A 21,708-nucleotide genomic window follows, 5' to 3' on the forward strand; every position below is an offset into this window, starting at 1 on the left:
CTCGCCTAGGGGATCTTCGAGGGCGTGCCGTCCTCCGTCGACTCGACGCGCACGCCGGCTTCCTCCATCCAGGCGCGCGCCTGGCGGGATCCGCGCGCCTGCGGTCCGGCCGCTTCCACCAGGCGGTGGTAGCCGAGCTGCAGCAAGCCCAGGCCCTGCTGCCGCTCTCCGGTTCGGACCAGAGCGGCCCCCAGGGCCGTGCGGGCATAGGCGATCTGGGTCGACGATTCGGGCAAGGCCGCTTCGTCGATCTCCAGACCCGAGCGCAGCAGTGGGAGCGCCGCCTCGGCCCTGCCCTGCCGCAACAGGTGGATCCCCACCTCCACGAGGCGCAGTGCGTTGTCGGTGTGCTCGGGCTGCAGCACGCGCTCGTGGATCGCAGCGGCGCTGTCGAACAGGGCTGTCGCCTCTGTGAAGTCTCCACGCGCCGACAGGGCGCTCGCCAGATTCACGCGATCGCTGGCGAGGAATGGATGATCTTCCCCCACCGTGCGTCGATCGATCTCCAGCGTGGCCCGGTAGTTCTCGATCGCCCCGTCCAGATCCCCCAGGTCCCGCAACGCGGCAGCCAGATTGTTGTAGGATCCCGCCACACGGTCGTGGTTCTCTCCATACAGGCGCAGGTTGAGCGCCAAGGCCTTGCGATGCATCTCCACGGCCTCGGAGGGCCGCCCCAGGTCGTGGAGGAGATTGGCCAGGTTGTTGTAGCTCATCGCCACGTCGGCGCTCTCTTCACCTTGCACGGCCACGAAGATCTCGAGGGCCCGCCGCTGCAGCGGCTCGGCCCGCTCCGGTTGGCCGATCCGCTTGTAGAAGCTGGCCAGGTTGTTGAGGTAGGTGGCGTAGTAGGGCGACTCGGTTCCGTGGACCTGGGCAGCGCGCTCCACCAGCACCTGGTACAGCGAGTCCGACTCCGAGTAGCGCGCCAGACGCTCCAGCACCAGCGCCGAGTTGTTCAGGCTACTGAGCACCGACGGGTGTAGCGGACTGAGCGCGGCTTCACGCTCCCTCAACACACGACGGTGGTACGCCAGGGAGGCTTCGTGGTCCCCCACCGAGGTTTCCAACTGGCCGAGGTTGTTGAGCACCGTCCACTCGACATCGTCGGCCCCGTTGCGATCCTCACGACCCTCCGCCACGGCGAGGGCCTCGTTCAGGCGAGCCCGCGCCTCCTCGTAGATCCCCGCCCGCGTCAGGTAGCTGCCCAGCGTATTGATCACGTTGACGCGTTCCTGGCTCGGTAGATCGTCCAGCGCGCCCACCTGCTCATAGGCCTCCCGGATGAGCGGGAGCCCGCGCTCGAAGTCCCCCAGCTGTGCGTAGGCACTGCCGAGCCGCGCTTCGCCCCGCGCCAACTCCGCATCCGGAGCCGTCCGCAGCGCCCTCAGCTCCGTCAACGAAGCTTCCAGCAGAGGGATTCCTTCCCGTTGCAGATTGAGCTGTCGGTAGACGTCGCCGATCACGCCCAGAAGGGTCGCGCGCAGGTCGCCGTCCAGGCTGCCGTCGGAGCGGATCCGCTCCGCGCCACGGTCCAGAAGCTCGCGCGCGGTCGCCTCGGCGCCCAGGCTCTCGCTGGGCTCCGACGCCCTGAAAACGTCGGCCAGGAAGTCGGCCACCGCCTGCGCTTGATCCCGCTCGCGTCGAGCCAGATCGCGCTGACGCTCGAGCTGGATCGACTGCAGCACCGTGCCCGCCGTGAAGAACAGGATCGTGAGCAGCAGGGCGAGTCCTGATACCACGATGCCACGATTCCGCCGCACGAACTTCCCGGTGCGGTACGTCCAGCGATCCGGCCGAGCCCGGACCGGGAGGCCTTCGAGGTGGCGCCCGATGTCGTCCCGCAGAGCCTCGACGGAGGCGTAGCGGCGGGCCGCGTCCTTTTGCAGGGCCTTCAGGACGATCGTGTCCAGATCTCCGCGCAGAGCCCGCACCGCGCGCTGCCGGGTCGACTCCGGGCTGTCGACCTGCGTCTTCAGCTCCGTCGCCAATGCCTCGCTCGGCCGGGCTGGATCCCGATCCACGATCGCGCGCTCGACCGCGCGCGTGTCGCGCGGATCCTCCTTGTATGGAAGACGATCGGTGAGCAGCTCGTACAGCAGAACGCCCAGTGCGTAGACATCCGTAGCCACCGTGATGGGCTCGCCCCGTACCTGCTCCGGGCTCGCGTACAGAGGCGTCATCACGCGCATCCCGGTGCGCGTGGTAGCGGCGTCGAAGGCGGCCTCGGCGTCTCCGATGAGCTTGGCGATCCCGAAGTCGAGCAGCTTGGGCATGCCCTCTTCGTCGACCAGGATGTTGGCGGGTTTCAGGTCGCGGTGGACGACCAAGCGGGCGTGGGCATACTGCACCGCCTCGCAGATGCGCATGAAGAGCCGCAGGCGCGCGTCGAACGACAGGGTGCGCTCCCGTACGAAGTCGGTCACCGGCAATCCGGCCACGTACTCCATCACGAGATAGGGCACCCCCTGTTCGGTGGTGCCTCCGTCGAGCAGACGGGCGATCCCGGCGTGGCTGAGCTGTGCCAGGATCTGGCGTTCCGCTCGGAAGCGACGCTCGAGCTCGGACCCGGCCAGCGGGGCTCGCAGCAGCTTGAGCGCCACCTGGGCCTGGTAGGTTTCATCCACCCGTTCGCACAGGTAGACGGAGCCCATCCCCCCGCTTCCCAGCTCCCGCACCACGCGGTACGGCCCGATCCGCCGACCCTCCAGGGCATCGGGCCGGGACGGCGCCGACAGCGCGCCGTGGGCGCGTCCGAACACGTCGGTGAGCTCGACCCCGTCCGGGCGCGCCGCCGCCAACAGCGACTCGACCTCGGCCACAAGGTCCGGCTCGGACGTGCCGAGTGCCACCAATGCCTGCTGGCGCTCGGCAGGGTCCAGGTCGCTCAGTCGGGCGAAGTGCTCCTCCACCCGCTGCCAGCGCTCATTTCCCAAGCCACCTACCTCCTCGGATTCCTCGGGCCGTGGTTCGCTGGGCCCGCGGACCTCGCTACCCGCCCGGACGCCGCGGCACACTCACCGGTGCGCCAGGATCGGGGCGGATCCCCTGTTCGTTCAGCATCCGGTTGAACGCCGGCATGCGCGTCTCGATGATCGCGTTCAGTCGGCGCAGGACCTCCGGTCCATCCGACCAGGCACGATCGATCTGCCAAAGCTGGTCGGCGGTGGGCCGGACCGAGGCTGCCTCGATCTGCCCGCCCAGGAAGGCCGCTCGCTGGACGGGACCCAGGTCCTCCTGAACCCTTTCGAGGGCCGCGTGCAGGGAATCGGCCTCTGTGGTGAGCGTCTCCGGAACACCCTCGCGTCCCTTCAGGAGATCGCGCGCCTCCTGAACCTGTCTGAGTAGCGTACGAATGCGCTGGCCACCCTCATAGACCGGCTTCGCCAAGGCATGGAGGCTGAGAAGCACCTGCTGACGCGCCTCCAGATCGGCGCGCGCGATCTGCACCCGCGGATCCATGCGGACCTCTACGGGGACTCGCGTGGTCTCGCCACCCGCCACCAACTGGATGGTGTAGGTGCCGGGCAGCACGCGCGGGCCCCGCGGGGGTCCCCCGAAGCCGCCGCCCCCTCCCCCTCCGCCGCGGCCGGCGGAGGGCTCGGGCGTGTAGGGCGCGTCGATGCGCAGGTCCCACAGCACCGTATGGAGCCCCGCCTTGCCGGGAGCCTCCAGCGTGCGAACCGCGGTGCCGCTCGCATCCAGAACCGTCAACTCGACGGCAGGCTCCTCGGAGGCGCCGCTACTTCCATTCGCGGACGGGGTCGGTTGTCCCAGCAGGTAGCGAATCAGTGCTCCGTCCGGCCGGTTCTCCCCCTGGAACTCGTCCCCCCAGAAGGGCCAGCCTCCCCGGCGATTCACCATCGTCGCCGGCCGAACCGGAAACAGGTGCGCACTGCGGCTCCGGGCGCTGGCCAGCGTCTCCAGGGGCCCGAGGTCGTCCAGGATCCAGGCACTGCGCCCGTGCGTGCCCAGGATCAGGTCGTTGTCGCGAGGGTGGATCACGATGTCGTCGACGGGCACCGTGGGCAGGTTGCCGTCCAGCCTTTGCCACTCGGCGCCCCGGTCCACCGAGAACCAGAGCCCCACCTCGTTGCCGAGGAACAAGAGGTCCGGCGTGCGCGGGTGCTCCCGGATCCGGTTCACGGATTCCGCAGGCAATCCCCGGGCGATGGAGCGCCAGGTCTGGCCGTAGTCCTCGCTTACGTACACATGGGGCGCCAGATCGTCGTTGCGGTGCCCATCGAAGGTGGCGTACACGCGGCCCTCCACCGCGGCCGATGGCGCCACGCTCGATACGTAGGTCCGCGCGGGCACGCCGCGGACGCGCTCGGTCAGATCCGTCCAGGTGGCTCCCCCGTCCCGACTCACCTGCAGGTTTCCGTCGTCGGTCCCCACGTAAAGGAGGTCGGCGCTGAGGGGCGACTCTCCGATCGTGGTGATGTTCCCGTACGACGAGATCCCGTCGTAGCGCGACAGCGTCTCTTCGGTGGTCTCCATGCCCATGATGGGCAGCGTGTCCCGGTCGATCTGCTTGGTCAGGTCGGGGCTGGCCTCCTCCCAGGTCATGCCCCGGTCCCGGGAACGCAGCAGGTGGTTGGCGCCGATGTAGACGGTGGCGCTGTTGTGCGTGGAGACGTGAATGGGCGCGTTCCAGTTGAAGCGGTATTGCCCTGCTTCGTCGTCGGCGTCGACGTGGGCCACGGGACGGATACGCACGCTCTCGCCGGTGCGCCGATCGAAACGGGATACGTTTCCACCCTGGGACTCGGTGTAGACGATGTTCGGGTCGTTGGGGTCGACCTTGTTGTAGAAACCGTCCCCCCCGGATACGTCGATCCAGTTCCCGTTCATGATCCCGTACTGGGTGCCGGTATCGTGATGCGCGCACCACGACGAATTGTCCTGCAGCCCGCCGCACACCAGGTACGGGTCTTCCATGCTGACGCCGATCTCGTAGAACTGTCCGATCGGAAGATTGTCGATCTCCCGCCAGCTCTCTCCGCGATCGATCGACGTTGCCACGCCGCCATCGTTGCCGAGCAGAAGATGGTTGGAGTTCGCCGGATCGATCCAGAGCGCGTGATGATCGACGTGGATGCCCTCCGCGCCATCGCCGTCGCGGAAGGTGCGTCCGCCGTCGTCGGAGATTCCGAACTGCACGCCACCGATATAGACGCGCTCCGGATCGTTGGGGTCGATGCGGATCATGGAGAAGTACATGGCGCGCGGATTGGTGCCCGACACGCGTTCCCAGTGGTCTCCCCGATCGAGGGACCGGTAGATGCCGCGGGCCTGTGCGTCCTTCCCCTCGATGATCGCGTAGACGCGGTTCCCGTCGCGCCGATAGACATCGAGTCCGATGCGACCCCGGTATCCAGAAGGCAGACCCTCGCTCAGCTGCGTCCAGCTGTCCCCACCATCCAGGGTCCTCCAGATTCCCGACCCGTCCCCGTCGGCGCTGAACCCGAACCCGGTTCGCCGGCGCTGGTAGGTGGCGGCGAACAGCGTCCTCGGATCCCCCGGGTCCATGGCGAGATCGATCGCGCCGGTGTTCTCGTCGATGTAGAGGACCTTTTCCCAGGTGTCACCACCGTCCTCGCTTCGGTAGACCCCGCGTTCGGGATTGGGCCCCCAGAGGTGTCCTACCGCTGCGATGTAGACGATGTCGGGATCGGTGGGGTGGATCACTACCGCACCCACATGGCGCGTCTCCGTCAGACCCTTGTGCTCCCAGGTGCGCCCGCCATCCACCGACTTGAACACCCCCGCGCCGTAGGGTGAGCTCTGCCGGTTCTGGGGCTCACCGGTGCCGACCCAAACCAGGTTGGGATTGGAGGGCGCCAGCGAGACGGCGCCGATGGATGCAGTGGGCTGCTCGTCGAACACCGGCTCCCAGCGCTGCCCGCCACTGGTGGTCTTCCAGAGGCCCCCGCTGGCCGTGCCTACGAAGAACCGGGCCGGGTTCGACTCGTCCACCGCGAAATCGGAGATCCGTCCCCCGGTGACGGATGGCCCGATCGAGCGCCAGGTCAGAGAGGAGGCCAGCTCGGCCAAGCCAGCGTCCTGCGCGAGAAGCGGCGCCGCGAAGGTCAACAAAGCCACGAGGGGGAGCAACGACAGCAGCCGCTTCATCGATGGAGCCTCCGGGGGATGGGAATCGGGATAGGGTACTTCGCCCTCCTGCCTTCGGAAACGCCCGTCTCCACCGACCGGGCCTCGCGCGGCCGCGAGCCACGCCATGCGCCAGCCGCACCACTGGGGTTGACATGCAACCTTATGGTTGCATATTGACCCCATGAACGACGTGTTCGATGCCGTAGCGGATCCCGTGCGCCGGGGTCTCCTCCACCGCCTGCGCACCGAGGGTGCCTTGTCGGTGACGGAGTTGAGCGCCCCGCTCGCCATCAGTCGCCAGGCCACCACCAAGCATCTGGACATCCTGGTCGAGGCCGGTCTGGTGCGTAGGGAACGGCGGGGTCGGGAGCGCCTGCATCACCTGAGCGCGGAGCCGCTGGTGGATCTGGCAGCCTGGCTGGAGCCCTACCGCGCAGCCTGGGACCGCCGTCTGGAGCGGCTGGCCCACCATCTCGATGAAGGGGAGGACGAGGCATGAAGTGGACGATCGAGAAGACCGTGGAGTTGAAGGCGTCTCCGGCGCGGGTATGGAAGGCCCTCTCTGACCCGGCCGAGCTGACCCGCTGGTTTCCGGACCGCGCCGAGCTGGCATTGGAGGAGGGGGCTCGCGGAACGCTCACGTGGGAGAACCATGGGACCGCCACCATGGAGGTGCTCGAGGTCGAACCCCTGCGCCGATTCGTGTGGCGCTGGTCGGGGAACGACCAACGAAGCATCGACGAGTACTCGACGCGGGTGGAGTGGACGCTGACGGCACGCGCCGACGGAGGTACCACCCTGCACGTGCGCGAGTCCGGCTTCGACTCGGAGAAGCATTTCCAACAGAACACGGGCGGCTGGGACGCCGAGCTGGCGGAATTGACCGAGTTGCTCGGGTCCGACTGAGCGCGAGAGCCGGCCGTCCGGGGACGGAGCTGGATCCGGCCGACCTCTGACCCGCCCAGGCAGAGGTCGCTGGACGCTCTCGCGGGCCGGGAGCTATCCTCCTCCCTCGTTCCCACGAGTGACCCTACCGGAGGTTCAGGTATGCTTCGAGTCGCGTCCGTCCTGTCCGCGCTTACCCTCCTGGCCCTGCCCCTCTCGGCGCAGAGCGCGCGCATGAACTTCTTCATCACCAGCGTGGGCTCCGGAGATGGGGCCAACCTGGGTGGCCTGGCCGGGGCCGATCAGCATTGCCAGGACCTGGCCTACGCGGCCGGCGCCGGTGAGCTGACCTGGCACGCCTACCTCAGCGCCGTGGCCATGAACGGGCAGGCGGCGGTCAACGCACGGGACCGCATCGGAGCCGGCCCCTTCTACAACTACGGTGGCGTGATGGTCGCAGCCGACGTGGCGCAACTCCACAGTGATGACAACAACCTCACGAAGGAGACACAGCTCACCGAGAAGGGCAGCGTCGTCAACGGGCGCGGTGACACGCCCAACATGCACGACATCCTTACCGGGTCGGGCCTGGACGGCCGGGTCGTGGTCGGCGCCGAGGGGGACACCACCTGTCGGAACTGGACCAGCAATGCCGAGGACGGCAGCGCCATGCTGGGGCATCACGACCGACAGGGCGGCGGCGCCAATCCCACCTCCTGGAACTCCGCGCATGCGTCGCGAGGCTGCTCGCAGGCCAATCTGCAGGCCACGGGCGGCAACGGATTCTTCTACTGCTTCGGGCTGTCCTGAGCGAAAGGCAGGTCGGGGTCCGGTCGTCCCGAGACGGGTTCGGCCGGCAGGTGCTCCGGTGGAGGCGTTCGTGCACCATAGAGCGAGTACGTAGACGTCCCATCCGGGCACTCTGAACCGTTCCACGGAAGGGCAGCGCTTCAACGCGAGGAGGCAGGGGTGGCGCGAACCAGCGCCCGGGGACGGTGGGCCTGGACCGTGGGGTCCGCAGCGGTTCTGGCGGCCGCGGGGTGTACGGGGCTGGGCCCCGACGACGCCGTATTCCAGGCGCGAGCGCGCACGTTGCCCAGCGTGGAAGGCACCCTGCTCGAGACCACGCTGGAGATTCACAACGCCAGCAACCAAACGCGGACTTGGGTCTACGGCGGCTGCTGGAGCGGAAGCGGCGTCCGGATCTATCGCCTTGGGTCATCGACTGCGGCTTCCTGGGACAGCGCCCCGCCCCCGGCGGCTGCGTGCGCCGCCGTACGGATCGAACTGCGACTTGCGCCAGGGCAGCGTCAAACCCTCGTGCGCCAGGACCGGGTCGAGGAGATTCTCGGCGACTCGCTGCCCCCGGGGCGGTACCGGATCACGGTACGGCCGTCGTTCCAGGGCGTGGCTCTCCCGGAGCTCGACGTGGGCCAGCACGATTTGACCTTCTAGGCGACTCCGGGTCCCGGACCCAACCTCCGAGGACCCCCTTCTATCCCAGGAGTACTAACGAGAACCGCCTCCGGCCCCGCACAGGGACCGGAGGCGGCGACAGGTGAGGGGTCACCCACCCGCCGGGGGGGTCTCCAGTCAGTCGGGCAAACGCAACGCCACCAGGGAGCCGGGCAGCTCTCGCCCGGCGCCGACGGCCGCCACGATGTACTGCTTGCCCTCGTGCATGTACGACATCGGCGCCGTCAGCGTAGGCGCAGGCAGATCGATCACCGCCAGCTCCTTGCCGGTGCGCTTGTCCACCGCATGCAGCCGGGGTTCGCCGCCGCGGCCCTCCCCGTAGATCAGGAGGGTCCTGGTGGCGATGGCGGTCGCGTGGGTGGGCTGACCGGTGTTGCCGACATCGACACCCCGCAGAGCCGGGTGGTTCTTGATGTTGTCCGGCGTATCCCCGTTCGGGATCCACCAGAGGATCTCGCCGGTGTTCATGTCGATCGCGGTGATCCGGCCGTAGGGCGGCTTGTAGATGGGAAGGCCTTGAACGCGGGGGCTTCCGCCCGGCCCCACGCTCACCCACTCCACGTTGGACTTCGGATCCACGCTGGTGCCAGGGACCAGCCGGGGCCCGCTGCAGGCCTTGGTGGAGGCCGTGTAGAGGATACCGGACTCCGGGTCCACCACCGTGCCTCCCGGAATGTTGGTGCCGCCGTTGGCACCGGGGCAGTGCAGTGATGCCTCCAGCTCAGGCGTCTGCACGGCCGGTGGGTTGAAGAGCGGACCCATCCGGAACTTCTTCATGATCTCCTTCGCCTCGGCCCGCAGCTCCGGCGTGAAGTCGATGAGGTCGTCCTCGCTGATGCCCTGCATCTCGTAGGCGGCGGGCCGCGTCACGAACGGCTGCGTCCGTGCCGTGTGCTCCCCGGGCACGTCGGACTGAGGCACCGGGCGCTCCTCGATGGGCCAGATGGGCTCACCGGTCTCGCGGTTGAACGCGTAGGCCCAGCTCTGCTTGGTGGTCTGGACCAACGCCTTGATGGGTCGCCCGTCCACGGTGATGTCCATCAGGCTCGGCGCCACCGGAATGTCGTAGTTCCAGATGTCGTGATGCACGAGCTGCTGGTGCCACCGCCGCGCACCCGTGCGCACGTCCAACGCCAGGATCGTCGTCGAGAACAGGTTGTCGCCGGGATGGAAGCCACCGAAGTAGTCGATCGTGGGTGGATCCATCACCACGTAGACCAGACCCAGCTCGGCATCGGCCGACATCGGAGCCCAGGCGGACACGTTGCCCGTCCACTTCCAGGCGTCGTTCTCCCAGGTGTCGTGGCCGAACTCGCCTTCCTGGGGAATCACGTTGAAACGCCACAGGAAACGTCCCGTGCGCGTGTCGTACGCCAGGATGTTCCCCGGGACGTTCTCCTTCATGGTCTCGTAGTAGCCCTGCTCGTGGGAATTCCCCACCACGATCACCCCGTTGACGATCATCGGGGGGGACGAGTTGGTGATGTATCCCACCTCCGGCGGTAGGCCGAGGTTGCGATCGTGCTCCCAGGGGCCCAGGTCGTCCAGGAGATCGATCACCCCGTGCTGACCGAAGCTCTCGATCGGCCTACCGGTCTCCGCGTCCAGGGCCGTGAGGAAGAAGGCGGGTGAGACCACGTAGACACGACCGCGCCCGTCGACCACATCGTAGGCCACGCCCTTCCCGTAGTCCTTGCGCATGGAGTCTTCCCAGCGCTTGGTGGGCGGCTCGCGGTACGTCCAGAGCGTCTCCCCGGTCCTGGGGTCGATGGCCACCACGGTACGGCGGTCCCCGGCCACGCTGAAGAGCTTGCCCTCGGCGTAGACGGGCGTGGCCCGCAGGAGCGGATCCGGCTCCGTGCCGAAGTTGTCCCCGCGCCAGATCCAGGCCACTTCGAGATCGCCGAAGTTCTGCGCGTTGATCTGGTCGAGCGGCGTGTAGCGGGTGCTGTATTGATCCCCGCCCCAGAAGTGCCACTCCCCGGGGGGTGTTCCGCGGACCGCCTGTTGAGCCACCGCCGGAGTTGCCGCTCCGGCCAGCGCGGCGACGGTCAGCGCCAAGGTCCCGAGGGATGGAGCGAGCGTCTGGCCTCTCATGACTTTCCCTGCCTTGTTCGGAGTTCGGCTCTACAATCCGCGTTGCCCGCCCGCCAGGCAAGCTGGCCCTTGGCCCCGCCCGGGGATCCTAGCGGATCGTGTACTTCCGCATCTGTGTGGGCCCCACCTCCGCACCGTAGAGGTTGCCCATGGCGTCGACCGCGATGCCCTCCGCTCCACTGGTGCCCGAGTTGTCCTGATCGGGTTCCGGATCGGGAATGAAGCTCTCCACCCAACCGGTCCTTGCGCTCCCGATGTAGATGCCACGGAGCCAACCCGGATTGCGGCCCTTGTTCGACTCGGAGTCCGTGGCGTAGAGGCGGTCGTTCGCGTCGATCCACAGTCCGGACGGGCGTCCGAACTGCGTCCAGGTGGCGAGGTGGGTGCCCTGCTGGTCGAAGATCTGGATGCGCGAGTTTCCGCGGTCGCCCACGAAAAGCCGCCCCTGCGAGTCCATGGCCAGGGCGTGCGGATCGCGAAATTCGCCATCCTCCTTCCCGGTGGCGCCCCACTCCAGCAGGTAGTTGCCCTGCGCATCGAACTTGACGATGCGGTTGTTGCCCCCAGCGTCATGTCCGTCTGCCACGAAGATGCTGCCGTCCGGCGCCACCAACACGTCCGACGGCTTCGCGAAGGTATCCCTCCCCGCCCCGGAGACGCCCTTCTTGCCGAGGACCATCAGGACCTCGCCCTGCGGGCTGAACTTGTAGACCACGTGACCCCAGCCCGCGGGCTGCTGCCCGAACCCCAGGGCGTCCGCCACCCACACGTTGCCGTCCCGATCCACGTGCATGCCGTGGGGCCAGGCGATCAGCCCGGCGCCGAAGCTGCGTACAAGGGTCCCATCGAGATCGAACAGCAGCACGGGATCGGCATCGCTGCCGATGCAGGTGTTGGCGCCACAGCGCTCGGCCACCCACATCTGCCGCCCATCCGGCGTCGCATATACGGCGCTCACCGCCCCCCACGTGCGCCCGGCCGGCAGCGTGCCCCAGCTGTCCTGGGCCGCGTACGGATTGGAGTGCTGCGCGGCTGCCGGACCGGCGAGCGCGCCCAGAACCAGCGCTGCGGACACAGCGGTCCAGGTGGTGCGGCGTGGGCGGCAGTCGGGCATGGCGGATCTCCTCGCAAGAGAACTCGTGGTCGGCGGCTGGCAATGTACACGCTCGGGGCCATGGGGCACGGGCCCACGGGCTTCCCGGGGCAGCAGCAACACGGCTCCCGAGGTCTTCGGCTAGCCGAGCGCCGGTGTGGAGCCCGCCGGACGGCGGCGGTCCCAGCGCACGTAGATCCCCTTCAGGAGCCAGGCGGTGCCCGCCACCACGGCCGCCAACCCGCCCCAGCGCACCATCTCCATCCCAAATGCGGCATTCAGCGTCGGCGCCCGGAAGGGGATCTGCCGCAACACGCCGAGGCGGTCGCTCATCCAGTGCCATCCGGTGTGAGCGATCAGTGCCGACACCAGGACCACCCCCATCCGTTCCGAGACCACCCGCCGGAACAGCCAGCTCAGCAGCGGGACCGTGAGCACCAACACGAACAGCTGGCCGATCTCCACCCCGATGTTGAACGAGAGGAGCGACGTGAGGAGGTGACCCCCCGCGAACTGCAGCGTATCGCTCAACACGAACGAGAAGCCGAATCCGTGGACGAGGCCGAACGCGAACGCCATCCACCAGCGCCGTTCCAGGCGCGCGCCCACGATGTTCTCGAACGCCATGTATACGATGGAAACCGCGATCAGCATCTCGATCAGCGGCGGGAACCAGGCCAGGTCTCCCGCGAGGCCCAGCGCCGCAGCGAACAGCGTGATCGAGTGCGCCACCGTGAAGGCGGTGACGACGGGGATCAGCGCCCGGACACGCCGCACGGGCACCACCAGGCAGAGCAGGAAGAGCAGGTGGTCGACCCCGTCCAGAATGTGTTCGAACCCCAGCACGACGAAGCGCCAGGCGGCGTGGTACCACCGCGGATCGAGGCGGACCCGCCCCGGATCCCCCACGAACTCGAACGCGCGCTCGGGGCCGCCGGCCTGCGCGAAGCGTAGGACCGTCACGGTGCGGAGCCCCAGATGGGCGAGCCTCGAATCGAGCGCGAACTCGGCGGAATCCGATGTAATGGGAAGCTCGAGCCACACATCGAGCACGGCCTGCTGCCAGGGAAGCTGGGTGCCGGGCGGCAGGGGGCCGGCCTCCATGTGCGCCATCGCAGCGTCGAAGTCCGCGAAGCTGGGATCGCTGGGCAGTGAGGCACGGACGGACTCCACCTGCGCCGCCGGCAACGGCCGGCCGTCTTCGTAGAAGTGCAGGTAGTCACGCACCCAGAGCGCGGCCGCGTCCTGGAGGGCTGGCCCCGCCTTCAGCAGATCGAGGTATCCAGGTCCCCACACCGGGAAGACGATGTCGCGCATCGCCTCCAGGGGCGCCCGCACCAGCACGCGCAGCTGCTGCCCCTCGGCACGGACGAACACGCGCACCAGGACGTCGCTCGGGATCTCGTGGGCCGCCGGCCGCCCCGGAAGGAGCAACAGCAGAAGCGCGGCCAGGGCCGGCCCACGCCAGCGGCGCAGTCGGGACCTGGCTCGGGTTGGCATCCCCCTCATGCACGGCAACATGGGCTGGCGGGCGAGCCCGAGTCCAGTTGTCGCGAGAAACGTCGCCATTGGGGACAGAGGCGGCCCCACGCCGCTGCCACGACCACCTCCCCCCTCCCGAGGTGACCCATGAGTATTGGATCCCCCTCTCGTGATCTCATCCCATCCACCCGCACCCAGCGCGCGCTCGAGGAGGCTCGGCGGGACGCCGGAGCGCTCGGCCCGCAGGGCCTTGAAACGCCGCAGGTAGAGGCGCTCCAGGCCGCGACCTGCTCCGGGAAGCGCTACGTCGTGGTCGACCCCGACGCCCCCAATGCGCCGACCTGTTCAGGAAAGCGTTACATCGTGGTGGACCCCGACGCACCGGATGCACCGGTCTGCAAGCCTCGCCGCTACATCGAGGTTCCCGACCCGGAGACACAGGGCCTCAAGGAGTCGGTGCCTGCATGGGCACGACAGTTGGGCGAGTCCCTGGCTGGACGGATGGAATAGTGGGCGCCCCGGGGTGGGTGGTCTCCCGCTACAACACCTTCACGGAGTCCGGCCTGCCGGGCACCTGGCTCGGGTTCAACGCCTTCACCGGCGCGCTGCTGGAGCTCGAGGAGGAGGATTGGAGGCGGGTGGCGCCCCTCGATGGTCGCACGGGATCGCCCGCCCCGGGGAATCTGCCGGCAGAGCTCGAGCGGCGCCTGCAAGCGGCCGGTATGCTGGTGCCGGCGACGTTCGATGAACGGAAGGCACTGTTCGAGGTCCGAAGACGCGCGCTGGACGCACCGGACGCCCTGCTGTTGACGCTGGCTCCCACGATCCAGTGCAACTTCCGCTGCACCTACTGCTTCGAGTCGCATCGCCAGGAAGTGATGACGCCCGAGACGGAAGCCCAGCTACTCCGCTTCATCGCGGACAAGGCGGAGGGCGCACGCGCCATCACCACCACCTGGTTCGGTGGGGAGCCCTTGCTGCAACCGGAGGTGGTGGAGCGGGTGCAGCGCTTCACCAACGCGCTCGGGGAAGCGCGCGGGCTTCAGATCAAGCGCGGCATCGTCACCAACGGCTACTTCCTGGATCCACCGATGGTAGAGCGCTTGCAGGCACTCGGTGACTGGGAGATGGTGCAGGTCACCTTGGACGGCCTGCCCGAGGTGCATGATACCCGCCGCGTCCTCATGGGTGGGCAACCGACCTGGGCCCGCATCGTCAGGAATTGCAGGAGCGCCCTGGACGCCGGCTTTCCGGTGGACCTGCGTGTCAACGTGGACCGACGGAACGCTTCGGCCCTGCCCCAGCTTCTCGATCGGCTGACCTGCGAGGGCCTGCTCCCCGGTGCGAAGATCTCGATCGGGTTCGTGGTGGCTGCCACCAGCACCTGTTCGCACGTAGCCGATCAGGCGCTCGCGGACGAGGAACGAGCCCGGCTGTCCACCTGGTTCGACGCGGAGCTGCTCCGCCGGGGATTCCTCCCTCCCGGAGGACTTCCCGCGCCGCTGTGTGGCCCCATGTGCTCCGTGGAATCTCCGCTCGGGTACGTGGTGGCCCCCAGTGGTCTCCTCTTCAAGTGCTGGAATCAGATCGACGGCACGGTGGAGCAGGCCATCGGCCACGTGTCGGGGGCAGCCACCCCGAATGCCGCCCGGGAACGGGCCCGCTGGGCGCGCTACGACCCCGCAGGACGCTCGGGCTGCTCGAACTGCTCCGCACTTCCGGTCTGCATGGGTGGTTGTCCCTGGGAATACGAGCGGCTGGGCCGCGTGCACCGTGGGGAATGCGATCCCTTCCGCTTCTTCCCCAAGGAGCTGGTGACGTTGGCGCACGGCCGCCTTCGCGCCGCGCGCGCCACGAGGCTGGCGCCGGTCCACAGCGGATCGTAGCCTACCTCCCACGCGCGCCGAGCTCGGGACAGGCGCTCCTGCAGTGGAGCCGCTCGGTGCGCATCCGTCCGCTCGGAGGAGGTACCCGGTGCGCAGAGCTCTGCAGATGAGTGTCCTCGCTGCTGTCCCGCTCTCCCTGGCCGCCTGCATGGCGGCGGCCGACGGCGCTCCCCTCAGCACCGGCGCCGAGGGTGAGGTACCCCTGTTCGAGGTGGATCCGTTCTGGCCCAAGCCCCTGCCCAACCATTGGATCCTGGGCTCGACCATCGGGGTGGGGGTGGACTCGCGCGATCATGTGTTCATCATCCACCGCCGCAACACCTTCAACGAGCGCACCGAGATCGGCGCCGCCACCGACCCGCCCACCGGTGAGTGCTGCATCCCGGCCCCCAACATCCTGGAGTTCGATCCCGAAGGGAATCTGGTGAACTCATGGGGTGGCGAAGCGGAAGGCTATACCTGGCCCACCTCCAACCACGGGATCACCCTCGATCCCATGGACAATGTCTGGATCGGTGGGAACGGTGCGGGTGACTCCCACATCCTCAAGTTCACCCGAGATGGGCGCTTCCTGGCCGAGTACGGCATCCCGGGCCAGGGCGCCAACAGCACGAGCATGGAGCACTTCGGACGGGTGGCCAAGATCTCGTTCGACGCGGAGGCGCAGGAGGCGTACGTGGCGGACGGCTACCTGAACCGACGCGTCGCGGTCCTCGACATCAACACCGGAGCGATCAAGCGTTTCTGGGGCGCCTACGGCAATGTGCCCAGCGACGAGGACATTGGCCGCTACGACCCCAACGCCCCGCTCGCGCAGCAGTTCCGTACGCCGGTCCACTGCGCCGAGCCCACGCACGATGGTCTGCTCTACGTCTGCGATCGGCCCAACGACCGCATCCAGGTCTTCCGGAAGGACGGCACCTTCGTGAAGGAGAAGCAGATCGCGCCGCTCACCCTCGGGGACGGCTCCGTGTGGGACATCGCCTTCTCGCGTGATCCCGAGCAGCGCTTCCTCTATCTGGCGGACGGGAAGAACGAGAAGGTGTACGTCATGGACCGGCAGTCGCTGGAGGTGCTGACCAGCTTCGGAGACGGTGGCCGGCAACCGGGTCAGTTCTTCGCGGTGCACTCCATCGCCACCGACTCCCGCGGCAACATCTACACGACGGAGACCTACGAAGGGAAGCGGGTGCAGAAGTTCGTGTACAAAGGGATGGGTCCGGTGGCGGCCGAGAACCAGGGCCCCCCGTGGCCGCGCGGAGAACGCTAGGGACGCTCAGCGGACCTCCCCCATCCGCACCAGCTCGGCTTCGGCCGCGATGCGGCCGAAGCCCGGCCACCAGGGATCGGCGGCGAGCTCCTCCAGAATCCCCCGGGCCCCGGCGGTGTCGCCCTGCGCCAACCGCTGGTTGGCCACGGCGAACCCTACCGTCTCCAAGCGGTAGAGGCCTGACTCGACGCCCTCCAGCAACTCGGCCTCGGTCTTGAGCCCCTTCCGCCAGAGCAGGTCGTGGTAGTAGGCGATGTTCTCCTCGACCGGCCAACCCGAGTCGACATTGGCGACCAACATGCCGGCCTCCTGGTCCCGCCCGGCGCGGAGCAAGGCCCGGACCGCCCACTCGGTCATGGCCACTCGCGACTCCAGGTCGGCGTCGTTCTGGCTACAGCTGCGGAAGCTCTCGCTTTGCGCAGCCCGCGCTCCGTCGTCCTCCGCCAACCCCAGGCAGCGCAGGTAGGCGTCGGCGGCTTCGTCGAAGTGCCCGGCCAGGAAGTGGGCCAGACCAAGGTGGTAGGCGACGTCCCAATTGTAGGGGGCCAGCTCGCGAGCACGCGCCAGGTCGGCGATGCCCCTGTCGAACTCCCGCACGGACAGATGGCGATGCCCGCGGAAGCGAGGAGCCCGCCAGTCCTGGGGCGCCAACTCCATGGCCCGCGTGTAGAGCGCCATCGCCTGACGGTACTGCCAGACGTTGCGTCGTTCGCGGCCCGCGGCGATCAGGAGCTCGACGTCGTCCGGGGCACCCGACAACGCGGAGTCCGCACGAGCGACCGCCCCGCTCGTGTCGGGCTGCGCGAACAGGGGCTCGCCCAGAAGCGAGGTGGCTTGTGGCTCGCTGAGTGGATCCTGGGCGAGGACGGCCCGAACCGTCGCGGCGCCCGTTGGGCGATCGGACGCGGCCTTACCACAGGCGGCGAGGCCGAAGAGCAGCAGGAGCGCAGCAAACGGCCGCCAGGTCGCTCGCCAGAGCATCGGTTCCTCCTGGAAGAAGGTGCACCGGGGCCCCGTACTCCAGGCCCGTACTCCGCCAAGTGTCGAGCGTCCGGCGTCCTCCGGCAAATGCCCGGGGGCGCCTCGCACCCGGGCTAGGGCTCGGCGAAGGCGGGGGGGCCCACCCTCGCGCGCACCACGAAGATGCGGTCGCGCCGCTCCAGGAATGCGGTCACGCAGGCCGGGTCGAACTGGCTGCCCGCTCCATCTGCCAGGTAGGTGAGGGCCCGCTCCCGGTCCCAGGCCTCCTTGTAGGGGCGGCTGCTCGTCAAGGCATCGAAGACATCCGCCACCGCTACGATCCGGCCCGAGATCGGAATCTCCTCCCCGCGCAAACCATGCGGGTAGCCCTGCCCGTCCCAGCGCTCGTGGTGCGACAGGGCGATCTCGGCTGCCAACTGCAGCAGGTCGGAGCTGCTCCCATCGAGGATCGCGTGGCCGATGCTCGTGTGGGTTTTCATGACCTCGTACTCGCTCGGATCGAGGCGACCGGGCTTGTGCACGATCTCGTCCGGGATGCCGATCTTGCCGATGTCGTGCATCGGTGCTGCCAAGGACAAGGCTTCCCGCTGTACCCGTCCGATGTCCATCCCTTCCGCAACCAGATCGGCGTAGTCAGCGATACGTACCAGGTGGGCATGCGTATCGGAGTCGCGATACTCGGCGGCGCGCGCCAGTCGCAGGATGGTCTCCCGCTCCCGCTCCCGAATCACGCCGACGGCTCGGGCCACCTCCAGGGACAGCTGCTCGTTGCGGCGCTGTTGCGCTCGTTGACCCTCCCGCAACGCCAACATGTTGCGAACCCGGCTCCGCACTTCATGGCCATCGAAGGGCTTGCGGATGAAGTCGTGCGCGCCAGCGTCGAGGGCTGCCAGCCGCAGGTCAGGATCTTCGATGCCGGTGATCATCAACACCGGGATCTCGGCCGTACGGGGATCGCTGCGGAGACGACGCAGCAGTGCCAGGCCGTTCAGGCCGGGCATGTCGAAATCGGTGATGACCAGGTCGGGCACCTGTCGCTCCATCCAGGCGACTGCGTCCAGCGGATCTGTGAAGGCTTCGCGCCGAGCGGACGAGAACATCCCGATCAACTCATCCAGCAGATGTACCGCCAATACATCGTCGTCCACGAGCAGCACCGTCAATGGCTCTGTGCGCGCAGCGAGCGAGATCATCGAGCCTCCACCCTCAGTACTCCAGTGCGAACGCCTGCACGCTCGCGAACTCCGCCACCAGGTCGCCCAGGACGGCTCCGACAGCCGCCAGATCCTCGCAGGCGGCAGCACGCTCGATCTCGGCCGCCAGCTCTGCCAGTCGCGCCGCGCCGATCATCGCGGCCGATCCCTTGGTCTTGTGGGCGAGCCGGCGGATGTCGTCCGAGTGACCGGCCTCCAACGCGTCCTTGAGGGCCTCCATCTGGGTCTCGGTGACGTCCGCGAAGATGTGCAGGTACTTGCGGATCTTCGTCTCGTCCCCGCCCAGCATGGTGCCGAGGCGGTGGAGGTCCACCACCGTCTCGCTTCCAGCCGACGGAGTGGTCCCCTCCGGGGCCGACAGGTCTTCCGACGGTGCCTGCTCCGGGTGGGCCCAGCGCTGCACCATGTCCAACAGCTCGGCGGGCATGAATGGCTTGGCCAGATAGTCGTCCATGCCCGCGGCCATGCACGTCTCCCGGTCCCCGGTGATCGCGTTCGCCGTGAGCGCGACAATGGGAACGGGCTTCGCGCGCCGACCCCACTCTCGGCGGCGGATGGTCCTCGTGGCTTCGATGCCGTCCATCTCCGGCATCTGGCAGTCCATGAGAACGACGTCGAACTCGGCTCGGAAACGCGCGTCGACCGCCTCCACACCGTTCTCGACGACTTCCACGGTGTATCCCGCCTGCGTGAGCACCTCGACGGCCAACTGTCGATTGACCTCGTGATCCTCCGCCAGGAGCAGGTGACCGCGGCGTGGGCCGCTGCGCGGCAACGTCGCGGCCCGGGGATGACTGGTGAGCGGCGCCTGCAGACGTCCCAGCGCCAGCCCCAGCACGCTGAGCAGCTCGTCACGTCGGACCGGCCGTTCCACACACCCGTCGACGGTCACGGCGGCGCTGAGCCGCTCTCCTACCGGCGCCATCACGATGATCCTGACGCCGTCCAGGCGCCCCTGACCGCGGAGCGCGCCCACTCGCTCGCGGGTCGCCCACTCCGACGGGAGGAGCATCACGTCCGGCAGCTGGCCCTTCGCGTCGGCACCGAGTCGCTCAGCGAGCCGTTCCTCCTCTGCGACCAGATCCACGGCCGCGCCCCGCGCCACCAGGTGATGAAGGATCTGCTTGCGTTCCTCGTCCAGGGGCACGAGGCCTACGACGCGGAAGCCGGCGAGCAGGCGCTCGTGGGGGAGTGAGGTGTCCCCACCGGCCGCCTGCAGTGGGAGCCAGAACCAGAAGGTGCTCCCCTGCCCCGGTACGGAACGCACGCCCACCTCGCCTCCCATCTTCTCGACCAAGCGGCGGACGATGGACAGTCCGAGACCGGTGCCACCGAAACGACGTGTCGTCGAGGCGTCCGCTTGGGTGAACGGCTGGAAGAGGCGCGCCTGCACGTCGGGCGCAAGACCGATCCCGGTGTCCACGACCTCGAACTGCACCCGGTCCCCCTCGGCGGCAGTTTCACGACGCACGTGCACGTGGACACCCCCTTCGGTCGTGAACTTCACGGCGTTGTCCAGGAGGTTCTGCAGGATCTGCCGCGTGCGCACCGGGTCGCCCACAACGCGGTCCGGCACCGTCTCCTCGATGAGGCAGGAGAGGGTCAGGCCCCGGCGGCGCGCGCGTTCGGCCACCAGCCGAACGACCTCTTCGGTCGTTTCGCGCAGAGGATAGGGGATCGACTCCGTCTCGATCTTGCCCGCTTCGAGCTTCGAAAAGTCCAGGATGTCGTTGATCACCGTGAGGAGCGCTCGGGCGGATCCGTCGGCGGTGCGCAGGTACTCCTGTTGCTTGGGAGTCAGGCCGGTGTCGCCCAAGAGGGCCAGCATCCCCAGGACGCCGTTCATCGGTGTGCGGATCTCATGGCTCATGGCCGCGAGGAAGTCCGCTTTGGCGCGGGCCGCTGCCACCGCCTCGTCGCGCGCGCGCGCCAGCGAGCGTCCTCGATCCTCGAGCTCGGCGAGCATCGCGCGCAGACGCCCCACCATCACGCCGAACGCCCGAGCCAGCCGCCCGACCTCATCGCCACCGCCCGGCCGGATCGTCACCTCCAGGTCACCACGGGCCACTCGATCGGCAGCGTTACGCAGCGTTCGCAGCGGGGTCGTGATGCGGTGGGCGAAGAACATCGCCAACGCCGATCCGAGGGCCAACGCCGCCAGGGAAACCAGAAGCGCGGTCCACCGGAAGCGGTCGATCTCGGCAAGCGTCGCTTCCAGCGAGGTGGCGAGGCTCAGCGTCCCGAGGGAGCGCTCCTGGAAGACCACCGGTACGCTGAGGCGCACCAGACCCCCGCCTTCGCGGATCTGCCCGAGGTGAGCGAGTTCGTTGGCGATGTCGATGGGGCGATCATCGGGGTTGTAGCTGGCGAAGATCTGTCCCCCCGGATCGACCACGTGTACGTAGGCCAGGGACTGGTCCTGCTTCGCCCAGTTCACAGCGGCCTGCACAGCGCTGAGCTGATTGAGCTCCAGCCCGATCCCCACGCTCAGGGCCACCATCTCCGCGAGCAGTGTGGTCTGCGCCCGCATGGCATCCAGCGCGGCCCGCCGCTGACGCCCTGGATAGTAGATGGTCGTGAAAACGGTGATGAGGAACAGCACCAGGACGGTGCTTGCCATCACCTTGCCGCGAATGGACAGGAAGGGCCGGCCCCTCAGGGCGCGGTCCTGCGCGGCCTCGCTGCGACGGGGGTCCGGGAGCGGGTCGCCCGGCAGAGTGCCGCCGGCCTCAGGGGATCGGGTAGCGCGCATCGCCCGGGCGTCTCCCGTCGATCGGCACGGCTTTCACGCTGCGATCCACGGCAGCTGCGGGAAGGAAGGCGACCGCGCCGGGATGGGTCGCCACATAGTGCTTCAGGTCCTCCGGGCTTCGAAACTCGATCGGTGGCGTCCCGGAATCCCCTGCGAACACCCGTGCAACCCAGTGGCGTTTGAGCCGGTCCTCTCCCATCCCCGCCACGGTGCGATAGAAGCGGCCCCGCTCCTCCGCCGACTCCAGCAGGATCACGCGCTCCCGGTTTGCGAACAGCGTGGTGTTCCCCAGGTAGAGCCGGCGAAGCTCCTCGAGCGTGAACCCGTCCACCGGGTTGTCGGGATGGACGATCACGGCAATGGGCTGGGTCGCCTGCGCCGGGGTCGGGTCCTGCCGGGCGGGCACGAAGCCCAGCGTCGCTCCCAGCAGCGTTCCGATCAGGAGTGCTTTCATCGGG

The 21,708-nt window shown here is 68.3% G+C and carries 16 protein-coding genes; 7 read left to right on the forward strand and 9 right to left on the reverse strand.

The window, feature by feature from the left end:
• Positions 1 to 5 precede the first annotated feature (5 nt).
• Complete coding sequence (locus R3E10_06970; protein MEZ4415480.1) at positions 6 to 2,933, reverse strand: serine/threonine-protein kinase; 2,928 nt, start codon at positions 2,931 to 2,933, stop codon at positions 6 to 8.
• 55 nt (positions 2,934 to 2,988) lie between these two features.
• The gene (locus tag R3E10_06975; protein ID MEZ4415481.1) at positions 2,989 to 6,132 is read right to left on the reverse strand and encodes a glycosyl hydrolase; all 3,144 of its coding nucleotides are present in this window, start codon (positions 6,130 to 6,132) and stop codon (positions 2,989 to 2,991) included.
• Positions 6,133 to 6,295: 163 nt separating this feature from the next.
• Between R3E10_06975 and R3E10_06980 the strand changes: the two genes are divergently transcribed.
• The 4 genes from R3E10_06980 (at position 6,296) to R3E10_06995 (ending at position 8,454) form a co-directional block, all read left to right on the forward strand.
• The gene (locus R3E10_06980) at positions 6,296 to 6,613 is read left to right on the forward strand and encodes a helix-turn-helix domain-containing protein (GenBank protein MEZ4415482.1); all 318 of its coding nucleotides are present in this window, start codon (positions 6,296 to 6,298) and stop codon (positions 6,611 to 6,613) included.
• Entirely contained in the window at positions 6,610 to 7,020 is a 411-nt protein-coding gene (locus R3E10_06985) for an SRPBCC domain-containing protein (protein ID MEZ4415483.1), read from the forward strand. The genes R3E10_06980 and R3E10_06985 overlap by 4 nt, the downstream gene beginning before the upstream one ends.
• A gap of 141 nt (positions 7,021 to 7,161) precedes the next feature.
• Positions 7,162 to 7,809, forward strand: coding sequence for a hypothetical protein (locus R3E10_06990; GenBank protein ID MEZ4415484.1), 648 nt, complete (start codon positions 7,162 to 7,164; stop codon positions 7,807 to 7,809).
• Positions 7,810 to 7,968: 159 nt separating this feature from the next.
• Positions 7,969 to 8,454: a hypothetical protein gene (locus tag R3E10_06995; GenBank protein MEZ4415485.1), complete on the forward strand. Its 486-nt coding sequence runs from the start codon at positions 7,969 to 7,971 to the stop codon at positions 8,452 to 8,454.
• Between the two features lie 138 nt (positions 8,455 to 8,592).
• Here the strand turns inward: R3E10_06995 and R3E10_07000 are convergent, their stop codons facing one another.
• The 3 genes from R3E10_07000 to R3E10_07010 form a co-directional block, all read right to left on the reverse strand.
• Positions 8,593 to 10,572: a PQQ-binding-like beta-propeller repeat protein gene (locus R3E10_07000; GenBank protein ID MEZ4415486.1), complete on the reverse strand. Its 1,980-nt coding sequence runs from the start codon at positions 10,570 to 10,572 to the stop codon at positions 8,593 to 8,595.
• A gap of 88 nt (positions 10,573 to 10,660) precedes the next feature.
• Positions 10,661 to 11,686 (reverse strand): peptidyl-alpha-hydroxyglycine alpha-amidating lyase family protein, encoded by a 1,026-nt coding sequence (locus R3E10_07005; protein MEZ4415487.1) that lies wholly within the window; start codon positions 11,684 to 11,686, stop codon positions 10,661 to 10,663.
• Positions 11,687 to 11,806: 120 nt separating this feature from the next.
• Positions 11,807 to 13,165: a HupE/UreJ family protein gene (locus R3E10_07010; protein ID MEZ4415488.1), complete on the reverse strand. Its 1,359-nt coding sequence runs from the start codon at positions 13,163 to 13,165 to the stop codon at positions 11,807 to 11,809.
• Between the two features lie 129 nt (positions 13,166 to 13,294).
• On the opposite strand from R3E10_07010, the gene R3E10_07015 reads away from it, so the two are divergent.
• The 3 genes from R3E10_07015 to R3E10_07025 all read left to right on the forward strand — a co-directional run bounded on the left by R3E10_07015 (position 13,295) and on the right by R3E10_07025 (position 16,303).
• Positions 13,295 to 13,657, forward strand: a complete 363-nt coding sequence (locus R3E10_07015) for a hypothetical protein (GenBank protein MEZ4415489.1) — start codon at positions 13,295 to 13,297, stop codon at positions 13,655 to 13,657.
• Complete coding sequence (locus tag R3E10_07020; GenBank protein ID MEZ4415490.1) at positions 13,657 to 15,033, forward strand: radical SAM protein; 1,377 nt, start codon at positions 13,657 to 13,659, stop codon at positions 15,031 to 15,033. The genes R3E10_07015 and R3E10_07020 overlap by 1 nt, the downstream gene beginning before the upstream one ends.
• A gap of 88 nt (positions 15,034 to 15,121) precedes the next feature.
• Complete coding sequence (locus R3E10_07025; GenBank protein MEZ4415491.1) at positions 15,122 to 16,303, forward strand: hypothetical protein; 1,182 nt, start codon at positions 15,122 to 15,124, stop codon at positions 16,301 to 16,303.
• 6 nt (positions 16,304 to 16,309) lie between these two features.
• On the opposite strand, the gene R3E10_07030 is transcribed toward R3E10_07025, so the two are convergent.
• The 4 genes from R3E10_07030 to R3E10_07045 form a co-directional block, all read right to left on the reverse strand.
• The gene (locus tag R3E10_07030; protein ID MEZ4415492.1) at positions 16,310 to 17,284 is read right to left on the reverse strand and encodes a hypothetical protein; all 975 of its coding nucleotides are present in this window, start codon (positions 17,282 to 17,284) and stop codon (positions 16,310 to 16,312) included.
• Positions 17,285 to 17,397: 113 nt separating this feature from the next.
• Positions 17,398 to 18,477: a response regulator gene (locus R3E10_07035; GenBank protein MEZ4415493.1), complete on the reverse strand. Its 1,080-nt coding sequence runs from the start codon at positions 18,475 to 18,477 to the stop codon at positions 17,398 to 17,400.
• A 13-nt stretch (positions 18,478 to 18,490) separates the two neighbouring features.
• Complete coding sequence (locus R3E10_07040; GenBank protein ID MEZ4415494.1) at positions 18,491 to 21,250, reverse strand: ATP-binding protein; 2,760 nt, start codon at positions 21,248 to 21,250, stop codon at positions 18,491 to 18,493.
• A complete protein-coding gene (locus R3E10_07045; GenBank protein ID MEZ4415495.1) occupies positions 21,228 to 21,704 on the reverse strand; it encodes a hypothetical protein in 477 nt (158 codons plus the stop codon). The genes R3E10_07040 and R3E10_07045 overlap by 23 nt, the downstream gene beginning before the upstream one ends.
• Positions 21,705 to 21,708: the final 4 nt, after the last annotated feature.

The sequence above is a fragment of the Gemmatimonadota bacterium genome (assembly GCA_041390105.1).
Classification (GTDB): Bacteria; Gemmatimonadota; Gemmatimonadetes; order Longimicrobiales; family Gaopeijiaceae; genus JAGQIF01.